The sequence below is a fragment of the Enhygromyxa salina genome (genome assembly GCF_002994615.1).
In the GTDB taxonomy this organism is placed as follows: Bacteria; Myxococcota_A; Polyangia; order Nannocystales; family Nannocystaceae; genus Plesiocystis; species Plesiocystis salina_A.
The window spans coordinates 19,608-35,660 of record NZ_PVNK01000015.1; the positions used below are offsets into that span (position 1 = coordinate 19,608).

The 16,053-nt window shown below is 68.4% G+C and carries 12 protein-coding genes; 6 read left to right on the plus strand and 6 right to left on the minus strand.

Translation table 11 applies throughout. The features are described from left to right. Positions 1–22: 22 nt before the first annotated feature. The 3 genes from ENSA5_RS01595 to ENSA5_RS01605 are packed head-to-tail and all read right to left on the minus strand — an operon-like array spanning position 23 to position 4,064. Positions 23–1,747 carry a two-component system sensor histidine kinase NtrB gene (locus tag ENSA5_RS01595; RefSeq protein WP_106389780.1) on the minus strand — a complete coding sequence of 575 codons (1,725 nt, stop codon included), beginning with the start codon at positions 1,745–1,747 and terminating at the stop codon, positions 23–25. Positions 1,748–1,749: 2 nt separating this feature from the next. After that, positions 1,750–2,955 carry a type II secretion system F family protein gene (locus ENSA5_RS01600; protein ID WP_106389781.1) on the minus strand — a complete coding sequence of 402 codons (1,206 nt, stop codon included), beginning with the start codon at positions 2,953–2,955 and terminating at the stop codon, positions 1,750–1,752. A 2-nt stretch (positions 2,956–2,957) separates the two neighbouring features. Further along, positions 2,958–4,064, minus strand: coding sequence for a type IV pilus twitching motility protein PilT (locus ENSA5_RS01605; protein ID WP_106389782.1), 1,107 nt, complete (start codon positions 4,062–4,064; stop codon positions 2,958–2,960). Between the two features lie 192 nt (positions 4,065–4,256). Between ENSA5_RS01605 and ENSA5_RS36820 the strand changes: the two genes are divergently transcribed. Beyond that, positions 4,257–5,090 carry a peroxiredoxin family protein gene (locus tag ENSA5_RS36820; RefSeq protein ID WP_181197173.1) on the plus strand — a complete coding sequence of 278 codons (834 nt, stop codon included), beginning with the start codon at positions 4,257–4,259 and terminating at the stop codon, positions 5,088–5,090. Positions 5,091–5,101: 11 nt separating this feature from the next. Further along, positions 5,102–6,211 (plus strand): c-type cytochrome, encoded by a 1,110-nt coding sequence (locus ENSA5_RS01620; protein ID WP_181197175.1) that lies wholly within the window; start codon positions 5,102–5,104, stop codon positions 6,209–6,211. An 8-nt stretch (positions 6,212–6,219) separates the two neighbouring features. Here the strand turns inward: ENSA5_RS01620 and ENSA5_RS01625 are convergent, their stop codons facing one another. Beyond that, positions 6,220–7,074 (minus strand): formylglycine-generating enzyme family protein, encoded by an 855-nt coding sequence (locus ENSA5_RS01625; RefSeq protein ID WP_106389785.1) that lies wholly within the window; start codon positions 7,072–7,074, stop codon positions 6,220–6,222. An 81-nt stretch (positions 7,075–7,155) separates the two neighbouring features. Here ENSA5_RS01625 and ENSA5_RS01630 point away from each other — a divergent pair, with 81 nt between their 5' ends. After that, positions 7,156–9,297 carry a M3 family metallopeptidase gene (locus ENSA5_RS01630; protein ID WP_106389786.1) on the plus strand — a complete coding sequence of 714 codons (2,142 nt, stop codon included), beginning with the start codon at positions 7,156–7,158 and terminating at the stop codon, positions 9,295–9,297. A 597-nt stretch (positions 9,298–9,894) separates the two neighbouring features. Here the strand turns inward: ENSA5_RS01630 and ENSA5_RS01635 are convergent. Next, on the minus strand, positions 9,895–10,230 hold the full coding sequence (locus tag ENSA5_RS01635; RefSeq protein WP_106389787.1) for an STAS domain-containing protein: 336 nt from the start codon (positions 10,228–10,230) through the stop codon (positions 9,895–9,897). Between the two features lie 325 nt (positions 10,231–10,555). Here ENSA5_RS01635 and ENSA5_RS36825 point away from each other — a divergent pair, with 325 nt between their 5' ends. The 3 genes from ENSA5_RS36825 to ENSA5_RS01645 all read left to right on the plus strand — a co-directional run bounded on the left by ENSA5_RS36825 (position 10,556) and on the right by ENSA5_RS01645 (position 13,337). Continuing rightward, positions 10,556–10,702, plus strand: coding sequence for a hypothetical protein (locus ENSA5_RS36825; RefSeq protein ID WP_181197177.1), 147 nt, complete (start codon positions 10,556–10,558; stop codon positions 10,700–10,702). A gap of 47 nt (positions 10,703–10,749) precedes the next feature. Further along, positions 10,750–12,444, plus strand: coding sequence for an FAD-binding oxidoreductase (locus ENSA5_RS01640; RefSeq protein ID WP_106389788.1), 1,695 nt, complete (start codon positions 10,750–10,752; stop codon positions 12,442–12,444). Between the two features lie 377 nt (positions 12,445–12,821). Continuing rightward, positions 12,822–13,337, plus strand: coding sequence for a peptidylprolyl isomerase (locus ENSA5_RS01645; protein ID WP_106389789.1), 516 nt, complete (start codon positions 12,822–12,824; stop codon positions 13,335–13,337). A 197-nt stretch (positions 13,338–13,534) separates the two neighbouring features. On the opposite strand, the gene ENSA5_RS01650 is transcribed toward ENSA5_RS01645, so the two are convergent. Continuing rightward, a complete protein-coding gene (locus ENSA5_RS01650; protein ID WP_146155207.1) occupies positions 13,535–16,051 on the minus strand; it encodes a DUF2264 domain-containing protein in 2,517 nt (838 codons plus the stop codon). Positions 16,052–16,053 lie beyond the last annotated feature (2 nt).

The following is a 16,053-nucleotide window of genomic DNA, read 5'->3' on the forward strand; positions in this document are numbered from 1 at the left end:
GCCGCGGCGAAGCCTCGCCTGCTCAGGCCTGGGTCGGCGCCCGGCGGGGCAGCTCGATCACGAACTGCGTGCCCTCCCCGACCGTCGACTCGACCCGGATCTCCCCGCCGTGCTCCTCGACGATCCGGTGGACCAAGGCCAGGCCAATCCCCGTTCCGCCGGTCTTGGTCGAGTAAAAGGGCTCGAAGATACGGCCGAGGCTCGCCGCCTCGATCCCCGTCCCGTAGTCCCGCAGGTGCAGCCGCACCTGCTCGTCGAGCGCCTCGAGCTCGAGCTCGAGGCGGCCCTTGCCGGCCATCGCCTGCGCGCCATTGCGGACCAGGTTCCACAGCACCTGCGTCAGCTGGCCAATGTCGAGCTCGACCGGCACCGGCTCCTTCGGCACGCTGACCACGAGCTCGATGTCGGCGTTGCTCGGATCTGCCCGGAAGCTGTCGGCGAGCTCCGCGAGCGCCCGGCCGAGCTCGATCTTCGCCCGCTCGAGCCGTCGCGGCCGGGTGTAGTCGAGCAGCTCGGACACGATGTCGGCCAGCCGGGACGACTCGCTGCGGATCACCCGGATCAGGCGCTGATCCTCCTCGCCGACGTCGGCCTCGAGCAGCTCGGCGCAGCCCGAGATCGCGGCCAGGGGGTTGCGGACCTCGTGCGCGACCGAGGCGGCCAAGGTCCCGAGCGCGGCCAGACGCTCGTTGCGTCGCAGCACCCGCTCCATCTCGCGCAGCTCGGTCACGTCTTGAAAATTGACGATGTGCCCGAGGAAGCGCCCGCCCTCGTCGAGCAGCGCGCTGCACGAGAGCCCGAGGTTGACCCGGCGGTTGTCGTCGGCCCGCTTGACGCTGAGCTCGAAGCGACTGCGGACCCCGCCCGAGCCGTCGAGGTGGCCGCGGACGCCGGGGATCAGCTCTTCACAGTCGAGCCCGTGAAGGCTCCCGCTGCGCCCGAGCAGGGCCGCGGCCGTCGGGTTGGCGAACAGCACCTTGCCGTCGAGATCGACCGTGAGCAGGCCCGAGCTCAGGGATCGCACGATGTTCTCGTTGAGCGTGCGCAGGCTGCCGAGCTGCGAGACCGACGACAGCAGCTGGGTGTTGAGGTACCCCGACAAGATCGCGACCAGCCCGATCGCGCTCGTGGTCCGCAGCAACGCCAGCCACAGCTTCGCGGGCGGGATGCTGGCCGCGACCACCCCCGGACCGGCGAGGCCCGGGACCAGATCCAGGAACTGCGCCATGCTCAGCCCGACGTAGAGCAGGCCCGACGCCGCCGCGGCCGTCAGGATCTGGCGCCGATCGCCCATCGTCGCGGCGCCGAGCACCGCGATCAGAAACAAGAACACGAAGCCCGAGTCGACGCCCCCGGTCAGGCCCACGGCGATCAGCGCGAACACGACGTCAAAGGTCGACTGCGCCCAGCCGAGCGCGCGCAGCCGCTCGAAGGTCCGCGGCGCCTCACGCTGCGGTCGCAGCTGCCAGGCGAACACCAGGGTCAGGACGTAGCCGGCCGCGAGGGTCGTCCACGCCAACCAATCGCGCGGCCCGACGGTCCGCTCTTCGACCAGCCAGGTCGAGTAGCTCGTCAGGAGCGTGAAGATCGCCAGCAGCCCGAGGCGAAACAGCATGAAGTAGCTGATCCGCCGGCGCAGGGCCTCGACCCGCGCCGACAGGCGCTCGACGCCCGGACTCGCGTCGAGCCCGGCTCTGAGCTCGGCGCTGAGCGCGACGACATCGGACGTCTCGCCGTCGCCGGGCACGACTACTTGATACCGCCAGCGACGTCGAAGATCGGCAGGTACATCGCGATCAGCATGCCGCCAACACCCACGCCGAGGAACACGAGGATCAGCGGCTCGAGCATCGCCGACATCGCAGCGACCGCGGCGTCGACCTCTTCTTCGTAGAAGTCGGCGATCTTCTGGAGCATGTCATCCATCGCGCCGGTCTGCTCGCCGACGCCGATCATCTGGACGACCATCGGGGGGAAGATCGCGGTCTCGAGCAGCGGCGAGGCGATGTCCTTGCCCTCGGACACCTTCTCGCGGGCGTAGAGGATGCCCTTTTGGATCACGGCGTTGCCGGCCGTGCGCGCGACGATGTCCATCGCGTCGAGGATCGGCACGCCCGAGGCCAGCAGCGTGCCCAGCGTCCGCGTGAACCGGGCGACGGCGCCCTTGCGGACCACGTTCCCGAACACGGGCAGCTTGAGCATCATGCTGTCCCACATGAACCGGCCCTTCTCGGTCTTCTTGAACGCCGAGATCCCGAACCCGGCGGCCACGACCAGCGGGATCAGGATCAGCGCGTTGCCCGTGATGAAGTGGCTGATCGCGAGGACCACGCGGGTCGGCGCGGGCAGCGAGCCGGCCCCGAGATCCTTGAACATGGTCTCGAAGGTCGGCAGCACGAAGGTCATCATGATGATCATGACGCCGACACCGACGACGACGATCGCGGTCGGGTAGACCAACGCCCCGCGGACCTGGCGGGCGAGCTTGGCCGACTTCTCCAGGTAGGTCGCCATCCGCCGGAAGATCAGATCCAGGATACCGCCGGCCTCACCCGCGGCGACGAGGTTGCAAAACAGCTGGTCGAAGACCTTGGGGTGCTTGGCCATCGACTCGCTGAGCGACTTGCCCGACTCCACGTCGGCCTTGACCTTGGCCAGGATCCCGCCGAAGTGTGGGTTCTCGGCCTGGCTCGCCAGCATGTCCAAGCACTGGACCAGCGGCAGCCCGGCGTCGACCATGGTCGAGAAGGTCCGGGTGAACACGACCAGATCCTTGAGCGAGACGCCCGATCCGATCGTCGGCAGCTTGATCTCGATGCCCTTCTTTTTGACGCTGTTGACGATCAGGCCCTGGGCCGAGAGCCGGTCGCGGACCATGCCCTCGTCGTTGGCCTCCATGGTGCCGGAGCGGTGCTCACCCCCGCGCGTCGACGCTTCCCAGATCCAAGCCGCCATGATTAGTATCCCCTGTTCTTGCGCTGAACTTGCGACAGGCCCTTGCCGGCGTTGAGCATCGACGCGAGCTCGGTTGGCTGACTCGAGCGGGCCAGGGCCAGGTCGCGGTCGAGCTGATCGGTGAGCACGAGCTCGGCCAGTGATTGGTTGAAGGTCTGCATCCCGTGCTCGCCCTGACCGACCTGCATCTGTGAGTAGATCTGGTGGACCTTGTCCTCGCGCATGAGGTTGCGGATCGCCGGGGTTGGGACCATGACCTCGAGCGACAGCACCCGACCGCCGCCCTTGCGAGGCAGCAGCGCCTGGCACAGCACGCCCTCGAGCACGAAGCTCAGCTGCGCGCGGACCTGGTTTTGCTGGTGAGGCGGGAACACGTCGATGATGCGGTTGATCGTCTGCAGCGCGCTGTTGGTGTGGAGCGTGCCGAAGGTCAGGTGGCCGGTCTCGGCCACGGTCAGGGCCGCGGCGATGGTCTCGGTGTCACGCATCTCGCCGATCAGCACGACGTCGGGGTCCTGGCGCAGGATCGACTTGAGCGCGCGCGAGAAGCTGTTGGAGTCGGCACCGATCTCGCGCTGGTTGACCAGGCACTTGCGGTGCTCGTGGATGTACTCGATCGGATCTTCGAGGGTGATGATGTGCTCGCGCCGGCTCCGGTTGACCATGTCGATCATCGCCGCGAGCGTGGTGCTCTTGCCCGAGCCGGTCGGGCCCGTGACCAGGACCAGGCCCCGGGGCTTGGCCGCGAGCTCCTTGACGATCGGCGGGAGCTTGAGCTCGTCGAAGCTGCGGATCTCGTAGGGGATCAGGCGAAAGGCGCCCGCGACGGCGCCCTTTTGCATGTAGAGGTTGGCGCGGAAGCGGGCCAACCCCTTGATGCCGAATGAGAGATCGAGCTCGAGATCCTCTTCGAAGCGGTGCTTCTGCTTGTCCGAGAGGATCGAGTAGCACATCGCCTTGGTGTCGTCGGGCTTGAACGGTGGCGTGCGCAGCGGGACAAGGCGGCCGTCGATGCGCAACATCGGCGGCGAGTGCGTTGTCACGTGGAGGTCCGTCGCCCCCTGATCGAGCATGGCCTTGAGGAGCTGGTGGAGGTTGACGGTCGACATCGAGGTGGGCTTGCTCTGCGATTCAACGACGGTCGAATTCGTGATCCAGGGTACAGAGGGTCCGAGCTTTTGGCCAACTAATGCGCCACCGAGAGGTCGGCGCCCAGATCCAGCGCGATTTTGGCACCACGTCCGCGGTGATCCCGGCGATCGTGGGTGCACGAGTGAACAGGTGGTAGGCTGCGGCCCGGAATGAGCAAGCTCTTCTACGCCGCCCTGGCCTGCGTGCCCTGCTTGTTGAGCGGGTGCCCGAGCTCCGAGCTCAGGGGCGACACCGACGGCGAGACACTCGGAGACCGCGACGGTAACACCGCGGACGGCGAGGGCGAGACACTCGGGGGCGGTGACGGAGACAGCGATCCCGACCCGGGCGACGGAGACGGCGACGGCGATCCCAACCCGGGCGAGGGCGAGGGCGACACCGACCCCGACCCGGGCGAGGGCGAGGGCGACGGTGACACCGACACCGACACCGACACCGACTGCACGGGTCCCAACGGCACCCAGCCCTTGCCGCCGGACTACGTCCAGCCCGACTCGCCGACCGTCCCGGGCTCGACCTGGGCCTACTTCGAGCTCGAGGACTTCCAGCCCCAAAGCTGCAACTTCGGCGAGACCTACAGCCTCGAGACCTTCAAGGGCCAGGTCACGCTGCTCACGCTGATGCGGGCCAGCTGCGAGATCTGTCAGGGCACGCTCGAGAAGCTCGAGGAGATGCACACCCAGCTGAGCCTCGAGGGCTACGAGCTGTGGTTCGTCGCGCTCAACCAAGACGGCTACGCCGACTGGCAGCAAGAATTCATCGACCGCGCGTCCTTTCCGCTCATCCAGGACACCGCGCAGGCCAACGCGTGGGGGCTGCTCAACGAGGTCGGGCTCGGCACCGACGACATCTACATCTACGACGCGAGCGGCACCCTCCGCAGCTACTTCAACTACGCCGACGCCAACCCCAACATCGACCTCAACACCCAAGACGGGTGGGACACGGTCTACAGCGCGCTGATCGCAGCGCTCGAGGGCTGATGCTGATGCTGATGGACGGACGCGTCGCGCTCGCGCTCGCGTGCGGGGTCTGGCTGAGCGCCTGCCCGGCGGCCTCCGAGACCGAGTCCGAGACCGAGTCCGAGACCGGCGCCGAGGCCGACACCGAGACCGGCGGACAGACCCCCGAGGAGCGCGGCGCCGCGCTCTACTCGAGCTACTGCGGGTTTTGCCACGGCGACGAGGGCCAGGGTTACGCGGCCGACAACGCCACCGCGCTGAACAACCAGGAGTTCCTCCGCCTCGCCGACGAGGACTTCCTCGCGGCGGCGATTCGCTACGGTCGCCCGGGCACGACGATGTCCGCGTGGGGCGAGGTCAAGGCCGGGCCGCTGTCCGACGACGACATCGCCGACCTCGTGGCCTTCATCAAGTCGTGGCAGACCGTCGAGGACGCGGAGGTCGACGACTACGCGATCGCTCCGGACTCGTCGACGCTGCGCGGCGAGACCTACTACGGCGTGTTCGGCTGCGAGGACTGCCACGGCGAGCTCGGCCGCGGGGGCCCCTACGTGACCCTCGAGAACCCCTGGTTTCTGACCCTGGCCAGCGACGGCTACCTGCGCGAGAGCATCGTCAACGGCCGGCCCGGCACGCCGATGGCCAGCTACGCCGACGGCGGGATGAACGACCTCACGAGCGCGCAGCTCGACGACATCATCATGTTGATCCGCAGCTGGGAGCGCGAGCCGAACACCGATCCGATCGGCCCCTTCGTGCCCGAGGTGTCCGACGCCGTCCTCAACCCCGACGGGCCCGACCCCGGCTTCGAGCTGATCGACGACCGCTTCATCGGCGTCGACGCGGTCAAGGCCGCGCTCGACCAGGGCGCCAAGCTGATCATCCTCGACGCCCGGCCCCACGCCGACTTCCTCGACGGCCACATCGAGGGCGCCGTCTCGATCCCCTTTTTCGACCTCGACACGGTCATCGACGAGCTCCCCCAGGACGTCTGGATCGTCAACTACTGCGGCTGCCCCCACGCGGTCTCGGGCCAGTCCTTCGACGCCCTGCAGGCCGCCGGGTTCGAGACCATCGCGGTCCTCGACGAGGGCTACTACGAGTGGGTCGAGCGCGGCTACCCCGTCGCCATCGGTGGGTAGGCGGGTTGCTAGAAGTCTCGCGCGCAGCGGACCCCGTAGATCCGCAGGTCCGAGTCTGGCGAGGCAAAGTTGCGCTTGCTGATCCGCTGGGCCGGGAAGTTGGCCGGGACCGTGAACGCGCTGCCCTTGACGCCGTGCTCGCTGCCGCTGGCGGGCCCCTGGGGGTCCTCGGCGCCCGCGCTCGCGGCGTAGTAGTCGGCGTCGTAGTAGTCGGACACCCACTCGGACACGTTGCCGGCCATGTCCGCGACCCGAAAGGGTGAGTCGCCCTCGCGCAGGCTGCCGACCGGCTGGGTCGAGCTGCCGCCGCAGCCCTCGCCGTCGACGACCGCGAGCTCGCAGCTCGGCGGGTCGTCGCCCCAGGGGTAGAGCCGGAGCTCGTCGCCGCGTGCCGCTCGCTCCCACTCGGCCTCGGTCGGGAGCCGGAGCCCACGCCACGCACAGTAGGCCGCGGCGTTGTCCCAGCTCACACAGTTGATCGGGTGGTCGTCGCGATCGTTGCGGGTCGCGTTGCAGTCGGGCTCGTCGGGGGTCTCGCCGCAGGCCCCGTCGTCGACGCAGTCCTCGTAGCTCTCGACCGTGGCCTCGTGGATGTCGATGAAGAAGGGCGAGACGGTCACCCAGCCGCCGGGCTCTTCGTTGCCGTCGCAGTCGCCGTCGTCCGCGAGGCAGCCGCGCCAGACCTCGCCGCCCGGGATTTGGCGCGTGCCTGGCGGGATGAACAGCGGCTCGCTGTCCTCGGCGCCGGTCTCGGCCTCGGCCGCGTCGCCGGCCTCGTCTTCACCCGGCGTGCACGCCCCACACAGCACGATCGACACGATCGACGAGGTCAGCGGGGCCGAGAGGCGCGCAGGGCAGATCATCGAGCAATCGTTCCATCGACCGCGTCCGCGGTCAACGGTGATACAGTCCCCAGCGCCCAGCGCTCAGCGCCCAGGAAGCACATGCGTACACTCTCGCTCGTCCCCGTCCTCGCCTACGCGCTGGCCACCTCCGCCTGCGCCCACGACCCCGTCGCCGACCCCCAGACGACGACCACCCAATCCGGCGACGCGCCGATGCAAGACGACAACCCCCTCGTCCACGAGAGCACCCTCCTCTATCACGCGCCCGACTACGACGCGATCGAGCTCGCCCACTTCCGCCCGGCCTTCGAGCGCGGCATGCAAGAGCACGCCGCCGAGATCGCGGCGATCGCCAGCGCCGAGGCGGCGCCGACCTTCGAGAACACCCTGGTCGCGATGGAGCGCAGCGGTGAGATCTTCCAGCGCACGGCCAGCGTGTTCTTCAGCCTGACCGGGACCATCTCAAACGACGAGCTCCGCGCGCTCGAGGCCCAGATGGCCCCGCTGCTCTCGGCCCACAGTGACTCGATCACCCTCAACGCCGAGCTCTTCGCCCGGGTCGAGGCCGTCTACGAGGCCCGCGACGCCCTCGAAGGCGAAGACAAGCGGCTGGCCGAGAAGACCTACGAACGCTTCGTCCGCGCGGGCGCCAAGCTCGACGAGGACCAAAAAGCTGAGATCCGCGCGATCAACAGCGAGCTCTCGAAGCTGACCACCGACTTCTCCCAGAACCTGCTCGCCGCGACCACCAACAACGCCGTCGTCGTCGACGACGTGGCCGAGCTCGCCGGGCTGTCCGAGTCGGAGATCAAGGGCCTCGCGGCCGCCGCCAGCGCGGCCGGGCACGAGGGCAAGTACCTCATCAACCTGCTCAACACCACGCGCCAGCCGATCCTCGCCAGCCTCGACAACCGCGCCCTGCGCCAGCGGGTCTGGGAGGCTTCTGCGAGTCGCGGGGTCGAGGACAACGGCCCGGTCCTGCGCCGGATCGTCGAGCTGCGCGCCAACAAGGCCGCGCTCCTCGGGCACCCGACCTGGGCCGCCTACGTGCTCGAAGAGCAGATGGCCAAGACCCCCGACGCGGTCCTGAAGATCCTCGACGATCTGGCCCCGCGCGCGGCGGCCAAGGCCAAGCGCGAGGCCGAGGCGATCCAAAAGGCGATCAAGAAGAGCGGCGGCAAGTTCGAGCTCCAGCCCTGGGACTGGGCCTACTACGCCGAGAAGGTCCGGGCCGAGAAATTCGACCTCGACGAGGCCGAGATCCGGGCCTACTTCGAGCTCGACAACGTGCTCCAAAACGGCTTGTTCTTCACGATGGAGCAGCTCTACGGGATCACCTTCGAGGAGCGCACGGACCTGCCCGTCTACCACGAGGACGTCCGGACCTTCGAGGTCTTCGAGGCCGACGGGACCAGCCTCGGCCTGTTCTACGCCGACTACTTCGCGCGCGAGGGCAAGCGCGGCGGCGCGTGGATGAACGCGATCGTCGGCCAGACCAAGCTGCTCGGGCACAAGCCCGTGATCGTCAACGTGCTCAACGTCCCCAAGCCCGCCGAGGGTGAGCCCGCGCTGCTGACCTTCTCCGAGGCGACCACGATGTTCCACGAGATGGGCCACGGGGTCCACGGGCTGTTCTCCGACGCGAACTACCCGAGCCTGGCCGGGACCGCCGTGCCCCGGGACTACGTCGAGTTTCCCTCGCAGTTCGAGGAGGACTGGCTCATCGATCCGCTCGTGATCGCCAACGTCGCCAAGCACTACGAGACCGGCGCGCCGATCCCCGAAGAGCTCCTGACCAAGCTCCTGGCCTCGCGCAAGTTCAACCAGGGCTTCGACAGCCTCGAGTACCTCGGCTCGGCCCTGCTCGACATGGAGTGGCACCTGATCCCCAAGGGCGCCGCGATCGACGACGTGCAGACCTTCGAGGATCAGGCGCTGGCCAAGCACGGCGTCAACTACGGCCCGGTCCCGCCGCGCTACAAGTCCCCCTACTTCGCGCATACCTTCGCTGGGGGCTACTCCGCCGGGTACTACGCGTATCTGTGGACCGAGGTCCTGGCCGCCGACGCGTTCGCGTTCATGGGCGACAACGGCGGGCTCACGCGGGCCAACGGCGACAAATTCCGCGAGCTGATCTTGTCGAAGGGCAACACGATCGACCCGATGACGCAGTACGTCAGCTACCGCGGCCAGGAGCCGACCGTCGACGCGCTGCTGCAGCGGCGCGGACTCGTCGACTGAGCGCTCACCGCCCCCCGCGAGCAAGGCGACGCAAAGTCGCCAATGCTTGCGGGGGTTTTGAATGAGCCCCCAATGCCTGCAGGGGTTTTGAATGGGCCCCAATGCCTGCAGGCTTTTCAGTGCCCCCCAAATGCCTGCGGGCTTTTCAGTTCCCCCCCCAATGCCTGCGGGGGATCTAAATGAGCCCCCTATGCCTGCGGGCTTTTCAGTGACTCCCCAATGCCTGCGGGGGTCAAAAGGAGCCCCCTTTTAGGGGGCCACGCAAGCGACCGCGAAGCTCATACCAGCCCACCGAGCGGAGGAGCGAAGCGACGTAGCGACCGGCCGCGCAGCGGCCGTGCGTGGCAAAGTCTCCAAACGCCTGCGGGGGTCTAAAGAAACCCCTGCCCACCGAGCGAAGGAGCGAAGCGACGTAGCGACCGGCCGCGCAGCGGCCGTGCGTGGCAAAGTCTCCAAACGCCTGCGGGGGTCTAAAGGAACCCCAGCCCACCGAGCGGAGGAGCGAAGCGACGTAGCGACCGGCCGCGCAGCGGCCGTGCGTGGCAAAGTCTCCAAACGCCTGCGGGGGTCTAAAGGAGGAACCCCTCCCCCCCTCGCCTACGCGGCCAGCTGCAAGCTCGAGGGCGCCATCATCGCGGTCGCCGGGGCGAAGGTCATGCGCTGCCAGGCCACCGACTTGTCGTAGCGGAGGTCGAAGCCGACACCCATTGCGATGAGCTGCTTGAAGAATTTGAGGACGACGACCATCGTCGACGAGGAGATGTGCTCGAGTTCGCTAAAATCGAAGCGCAGATAGCGTCCCATCTCGACCAGACCCTCGAAAACGGGGTTCAGAGCAGCCGCCGGCCGACGGTCGTTGGCCCGCCCGCTCAGCTTCACGATCACGGCGCCGGTGAGGTCAATCTGAACGTCGAGGTCGGCTTGGCTGCTCATGGCTACACCCTAACTGGAATTTTTACAGAGATCAGCAGCCGTTTTTGTACAAATACTGAATTTTGGGGAAAAAATCGCAATTTGACTGGAAATCTTGTCCACTGTGACTGGAATTGAGCGATATCGCTCTAACTTATTGAGATTTTATGTTCTTAGGAACACATATTTTTCATTTTCGCTCGGGCAATTTGGAGTGATTTCGAGCCAAGCTGGGGCGAAAACACCCAAGCTGGCAAAATCGCGCATGCATTTGGCCAGACTGGTCACGCCGTAGACTCGGCCAACACTGCTCCCGCGGCGGCTGTTCGGCGCCGGCGGTCCAAGCATGATCGGGATCGAGGGTGACGACGCCTGCTTCACCCTCGACATGGAGCGCGTCGAGTTGCGAGTCCGCGCAGACCTGGGCGCGGCGGTCGGCGCGGCGGCGGTCGGCGTGAAGCTCCAGCTCCAGAGCGGCGATGCAGCGTGGTAGCTCGCGGTTGACGCACCTACAGGCGCGTGAGTCAATGCGCTGTCGTCATGGATGCCAAGAAGCTCGCCCTCGACCTGTTGACTCGCTACCGCTCGGTGGTCCTCGTCGGCGTTGGGCTCCCGGTCGGCCTGGCGTTTGAGGCTGCCTTGCGCGTGCGGACCAAGCTCTACGACCTGCTCGGCGCCGCGCCCGAGCGCCACGACGAGAAGGTCCGCGACATCCAGGATCAGGTCAGCCGCTGGGCCGCGCAGCCCGAGGCCGAGCGCAAGCCGATGTGCACGGATCGCAAGACCTGGATGAACCTCTCGACCCGCTTCGAGCCCAAGCACCGGTGGCACCAGGTCCGCATGGGCAAGCTCCGCGACATCCTCAGCGTCGACCTCGAGGCCCGGACCGTGCACGTCGAGCCCTTCGTGACCGTCGGGCAGGCGACCAGCTACCTGATCGACAAGGGCTACATGCTCGCGGTCAACCTCGAGATCGCCGAGGCCACGCTCGGCGGCCTCGCGATGGCCGTGGGCATGACCACCCACTCGCACAAGGTCGGGCTGCTGTCGGAGACCGTGGTCGCCTACGAGCTCGTGACCGCGCAAGGTGAGCTCTTGCGCGTGACCGCCGACTCGCACCCCGACCTCTACCGCGCGCTGCCGTGGTCCCACGGGACCCTCGGGCTGCTCGTCGGCCTCGAGCTGAAGATCATCCCGGTCAAGTCCCACGTCCACCTGCGCTACGAGCCAAGCGCCTCGCAAGCGCAGTACTGCGCGCGGATCAACGAGCTCGCGACGATGGACGACGCGCCGGACTTCCTCGAGGCCACGGTCTACTCGCGCGAGCAGGCGGTGATCATCAAGGGCGAGTTCGCCGAGCCGATCACGCCCGAGCAGAAGGCCAAGATCAACCCGATCGGCCGCTGGTACAAGCCGTGGTTTTACACCCACGTCCGCCAGTACCTCCGCGGCGAGGGCGACGAGTACATCCCCCTGCGCCACTACTTGCTCCGCCACAACCGCAGCATCTTCTGGGTCGTCGAGCACATGATCCCGGGCGGCAACCACCCGGTGTTTCGCGCGCTGCTCGGGTGGATGATGCCGCCCAAGATCGCGTTCTTGAAGTTCTCGACGACCCCGGCCGTGCGCAAGATGACCTTCACCAAGCAGGTGTTTCAGGACATCACGCTGCCGATGAGCGCGATGGCCCAGGCGGTCAACCGGTCCGACGAGCTGTTCGACATCTACCCGATCCTGCTCTACCCCTGCCGGATCTACGACCGCGGCCCGGGCTCGGGTCAGCTGCGCCACCCGGCGCCCGAAGACCGCGTCGAGGGCACGGACCACGCGATGTACTTCGACCTCGGCGTCTACGGCGTGCCCGGGCCGATCCAGCGCGGTGAGAAGTTCAAGACCGTGCACGCGATGCGCGAGATGGAGGCCTTCACCCAGAGCGTCCGCGGCTTCCCCTTCCTCTACGCCGACACCTTCATGACCCGCGCCGAGTTCGAGGAGATGTTCGACCTCTCGCTCTACCGCGAGGTCCGGGCCAAGTACGGCGCGCAGGGGGCCTTTCCCGACCTCTACGACAAGATCAAGCCCGAGCTCGAGGTGCTCGCGGTGCTCGACGAAGAGGACGCCTGGGAGCTCGACGGCGAGCGCGCCGAGCCGAGCGAGCAAGCGGAGCAGGCCGAGGTCATCGAGGGCCCGTGGAGCCGCCTGGCCAAGCTGCGTCACCAGCACGACGCGGGTTGAGCCGTCCGGAGCCCGTAATCACTTCGGTGAGTGCGGTGGTCCGGAGTTGGATCGAGCACCCTGCTCCGAGCAACGGTGACCTCGCACCAAGAGCCTCTTGCACCCCAGATGGCGAGGCGACGGCCCGAGCTCGGACCTCCTGCGGCCGGGCGCGGAGCCCGACGGCCAAACCAGCCACCGAAGCACGAGTTCGAGGTGCCCGCCACGAGCCCCAAACGGACGACGGGCACACGGCGCCAGGAGCGAGGCCAAAGCTGTGATTGACCCGCGGTGAGCACCGAGCCGACAACGGTAGAGGCGCCCCAGATGCGCCTTTTGGCGTAAATCCAAGCTGATCGCTGCTAGACGCAGGAGCGCGCGCGATCTAGCGTGCGCCCATGGCCAACCCCACCGCCACCCTCGAGACCTCGCTCGGCAACATCGAGGTCGAGCTCTTCACCGACCTGATGCCGATCACCGCTGGCAACTTCGTGAAGCTGGCCCGCAGCGGCTTCTACGACGGCCTCCACTTCCACCGCGTGATCAACAAATTCATGCTCCAATTCGGCTGCCCCCACAGCCGCGATCCCAACAGCCGCCGCGCCGGGACCGGCGACGGGCCCGACGGGACGATCCAGGACGAGCACCCCGAAAACGCGAAGCTCTCGAACGAGCCCGGGACCCTGTCGATGGCCAACACCGGTCGGCCCAACAGCGGCAGCTGCCAGTTCTTTCTCAACACCGTCCACAACGCCTACCTCGACTGGTTCTCGCCCGGCGCGTCGAAGCACCCGGTGTTCGGGCGCGTGACCTCGGGCATGGACGTGGTCCACCAGATCGAGAAGACCCCGACCGACGCCAACGACCGGCCCCGCACCCCCGTGCAGATGATCCGCGTCACCGTGCACGACTAGCAGCCCGGGCTGCAATGCCTCGCGCCGCCTCGCTTGGCCTCTTCGCCGAGGGCTTTGTCGCCAAAACTTGCAGTACGCCCGGTACAGCGGCGTTTTGGCTTCGCGCCCTCGGCGAACATTCCGGCGCGAGGCGACACGATGCATTGCACCCCGGGCTGCTAGCACCCCGGGGTGCTAGTCGGCAGCAAGCCGATCGCTCATGAGCTCAGGTCAAAGACCAGGGTCGTGGTCTCGCGCGGGCCACGATCCGCCGGATCGATCGCAACCCAGTCGGTCCCATCGTCGCTGACCCGGCTCGGAGCGCCCCACCGGGCCTGGCCCGGATCGCCGGTCCACAGCGGCTCGCGCCAGCGCAGCGTCAGCGGCTCGGGCCCGGACCGGCGAACGAAGACCGGGCCGTCGATCTCGCAGCGCACCCGCCGGTCTTCGAGCTCACACGCGACCAGCGTGCGCGCGTCGAAGGCCTTGAGCAGCGGCCCTTGCGAGTCCGAGACGCTGCGCAAGCCAACGGCGACCAGGGTCCGGAGGCCGTCGAGCTCGGCGGTCTGGGCCATGCGCAGCGGCCCGGTCAGGCGCAGAGGTCCGAGCTCGAGCACCCGCTCGCCGGGGTCGCGGGCGAGCTCGACCCAGGCCAGGGTGCCGTCTCGCCAGCGGACCGTCGCGCGGCTGCCCTCGAACTCGACCTCGGGGGCCGCGGCCACGACCGGCGCGGGGTCGAAGGGCGCCGCCGCGACCCGCTGCATGCTCGCAAAGCAGCGCGGCCCTTCGAAGGGCTGCTCGACGCCGAGCCCAACGAACGCGGCGTCGCCCCCGAGCACGTGCTCGACCGGGCCCGACCAGCCGAGCAGCGGACCGGCGCGCTCCCAGCCGTGAAGGCCCGCGAGCAACACAGCCGCCGCGCCCGCTCGCTTCGACTGACCGGGGCCGGCGTCGACGTACCACCACGGCGCGCTCGGATCCCCGTGACCGAGCGACGCCCCCCTCGCGGCCGCGTCCACGATCGCCGGGCTGCCTTCGTGGGGCCGCGCGGGCGCCCCGAAGCTCGGCGCGACGCAGCTCAGGCGCACGCTCGCGAGCGCCGGTCCGTCGTCGAGCTCGAGCGGGCGCCGCGAAGGTCCGCCGAGGGCGGCGGTCGAGATCCAGTGCGGGCGCAGCTCGTCGGCGGTCCGCGCCTGCTCCGGGACCATCGCGTAGCGCGTCCACGCGAAGCCCGGCGCGACGGCCCAGGACTGCGCGCCCGAGCGGCGCCGATCAAAGCGTTGGTTCGCGGCGCTGATGACCGACGCGTCGTAGGGTCGATGGCCCTCGGTCTCCTGCGCGAACCAGGTCAGCGGCGCGTAGCTGAGCTTCTTGTAGCGATCGTGATACGCGGCCTTGCGCGTGCTCGCGCGGACGTTGTGCAGGGTCAGGCCCGCGCCCTCGCGCTCGTACTCGACGGTCCACCCGATCGCCGGCAGCGCGTGCACGAAGTCGCCCAAGTCGGCGGGCAGCGGCTGCTCGGTCGCGGTCCAAAACGGATGCTCGGGCGGCAGGGCCAAGACGGCGAGCCCGCGGGTTGCGAAGTACTGCGAGCCCGGGCGCACATAGTTCTCGAGCACCCGCGGCTGCTCACCGTGGTGGCCGAGGGTCAGGGTCTGATCGGGCGCGAACATCCCGGCCTCGACGTGGTGGCGGAGGTTGCCCGAGCTCATCCGCCGCGCGAGCCCGGGCGCGACGAACTCGTCGCCCGCGAGGACCGAGCTCTCGAGCGCCGCGAGCACGGCGCTGCGGTAGGCGAGCGAGCGGCCGATCGGGGGGACCCGGCCCTCGCGGTCCATGAGGTAGGGCAGGTGACCGAGGTAGGCGCGCGTGCGCGCGGCGATACGCTCGACCCGGGCTCGCTCGCCCTCGTGGTCGATCGCCCGGCGCCAGAAGCTCAGCTCCGGGTGGATGACGAAGGCGTTGTACCAGTCGAAGCGGTGGGCGGCGCCGTCACGATAGAAGCCGTCACCTTCGTAGTCGCGCTCGAGCAGGTCGAGCTGCTCGCTCAGCGCGGCCGCGGACACCGGGCGATCAAAGCTCAGGCGCGCGGTGTTGCGGGCGATCTGAAACGCGAGCCAGTTCGACGCGAGGGGCTCGTCGGCGGATCGCAGCCAGGCCATGATCTTCGCCTGCTCGTAGGGATCGCAGCGATCCCAGACCCGCGCGCGCGTGTCGACGAGGAACTCGGCGACCGTCGCCCCCTCGACCTTGCGCTGATCCCAGCCCGCGCCGATCTCGTACCAGTAGTCGACGCTGCGCGGGTTCGTGCCGTTGACGACGATCTCGCGGGCGATCGCCGCGATGTCGAGCTCTCGACCCTCGACCGAGATGCGCTCGGGGTTGCAGGGGCACGCGAGCCAGGCCCCGAGCGCGGGCAGCATCCGGATCGCCCCCTCCATCGACGCGGGCAGGTGCTCACCGCCAACGTAGCGCGTGCGGGCCCCGTGCTCGGAGCGATGATCCACGAAGCCCAGGACCATGCGCGCGAACACGGCCTCGTAGTGCGCCCGGGTCCAGCCCGTGTAGGGCGCGCGCTCGCGATCTTCGGCCGGGTCGAGCGCGATGACCCGCGCCGGGCTCGTCTCGAGTTGCGCTTCGCTGTCCGAGCGGGGCGGGTCCGACGAGCGGCCGCAGCCCAGCTGCACGCACAGCGCGAGCACGCACCCGACCGTGGTGGCGTGGCGCCTGACCAAGG

Coding starts and splice junctions, on each gene's coding strand:
- ENSA5_RS01600 (WP_106389781.1), bottom strand. CDS start 2,955: ATGGCGGCTTGGATCTGGGAAGCGTCGACGCGCGGGGGTGAGCACCGC.
- ENSA5_RS01605 (WP_106389782.1), bottom strand. CDS start 4,064: ATGTCGACCGTCAACCTCCACCAGCTCCTCAAGGCCATGCTCGATCAG.
- ENSA5_RS36820 (WP_181197173.1), top strand. CDS start 4,257: ATGAGCAAGCTCTTCTACGCCGCCCTGGCCTGCGTGCCCTGCTTGTTG.
- ENSA5_RS01620 (WP_181197175.1), top strand. CDS start 5,102: ATGGACGGACGCGTCGCGCTCGCGCTCGCGTGCGGGGTCTGGCTGAGC.
- ENSA5_RS01625 (WP_106389785.1), bottom strand. CDS start 7,074: ATGATCTGCCCTGCGCGCCTCTCGGCCCCGCTGACCTCGTCGATCGTG.
- ENSA5_RS01630 (WP_106389786.1), top strand. CDS start 7,156: ATGCGTACACTCTCGCTCGTCCCCGTCCTCGCCTACGCGCTGGCCACC.
- ENSA5_RS01635 (WP_106389787.1), bottom strand. CDS start 10,230: ATGAGCAGCCAAGCCGACCTCGACGTTCAGATTGACCTCACCGGCGCC.
- ENSA5_RS36825 (WP_181197177.1), top strand. CDS start 10,556: ATGATCGGGATCGAGGGTGACGACGCCTGCTTCACCCTCGACATGGAG.
- ENSA5_RS01640 (WP_106389788.1), top strand. CDS start 10,750: ATGGATGCCAAGAAGCTCGCCCTCGACCTGTTGACTCGCTACCGCTCG.
- ENSA5_RS01645 (WP_106389789.1), top strand. CDS start 12,822: ATGGCCAACCCCACCGCCACCCTCGAGACCTCGCTCGGCAACATCGAG.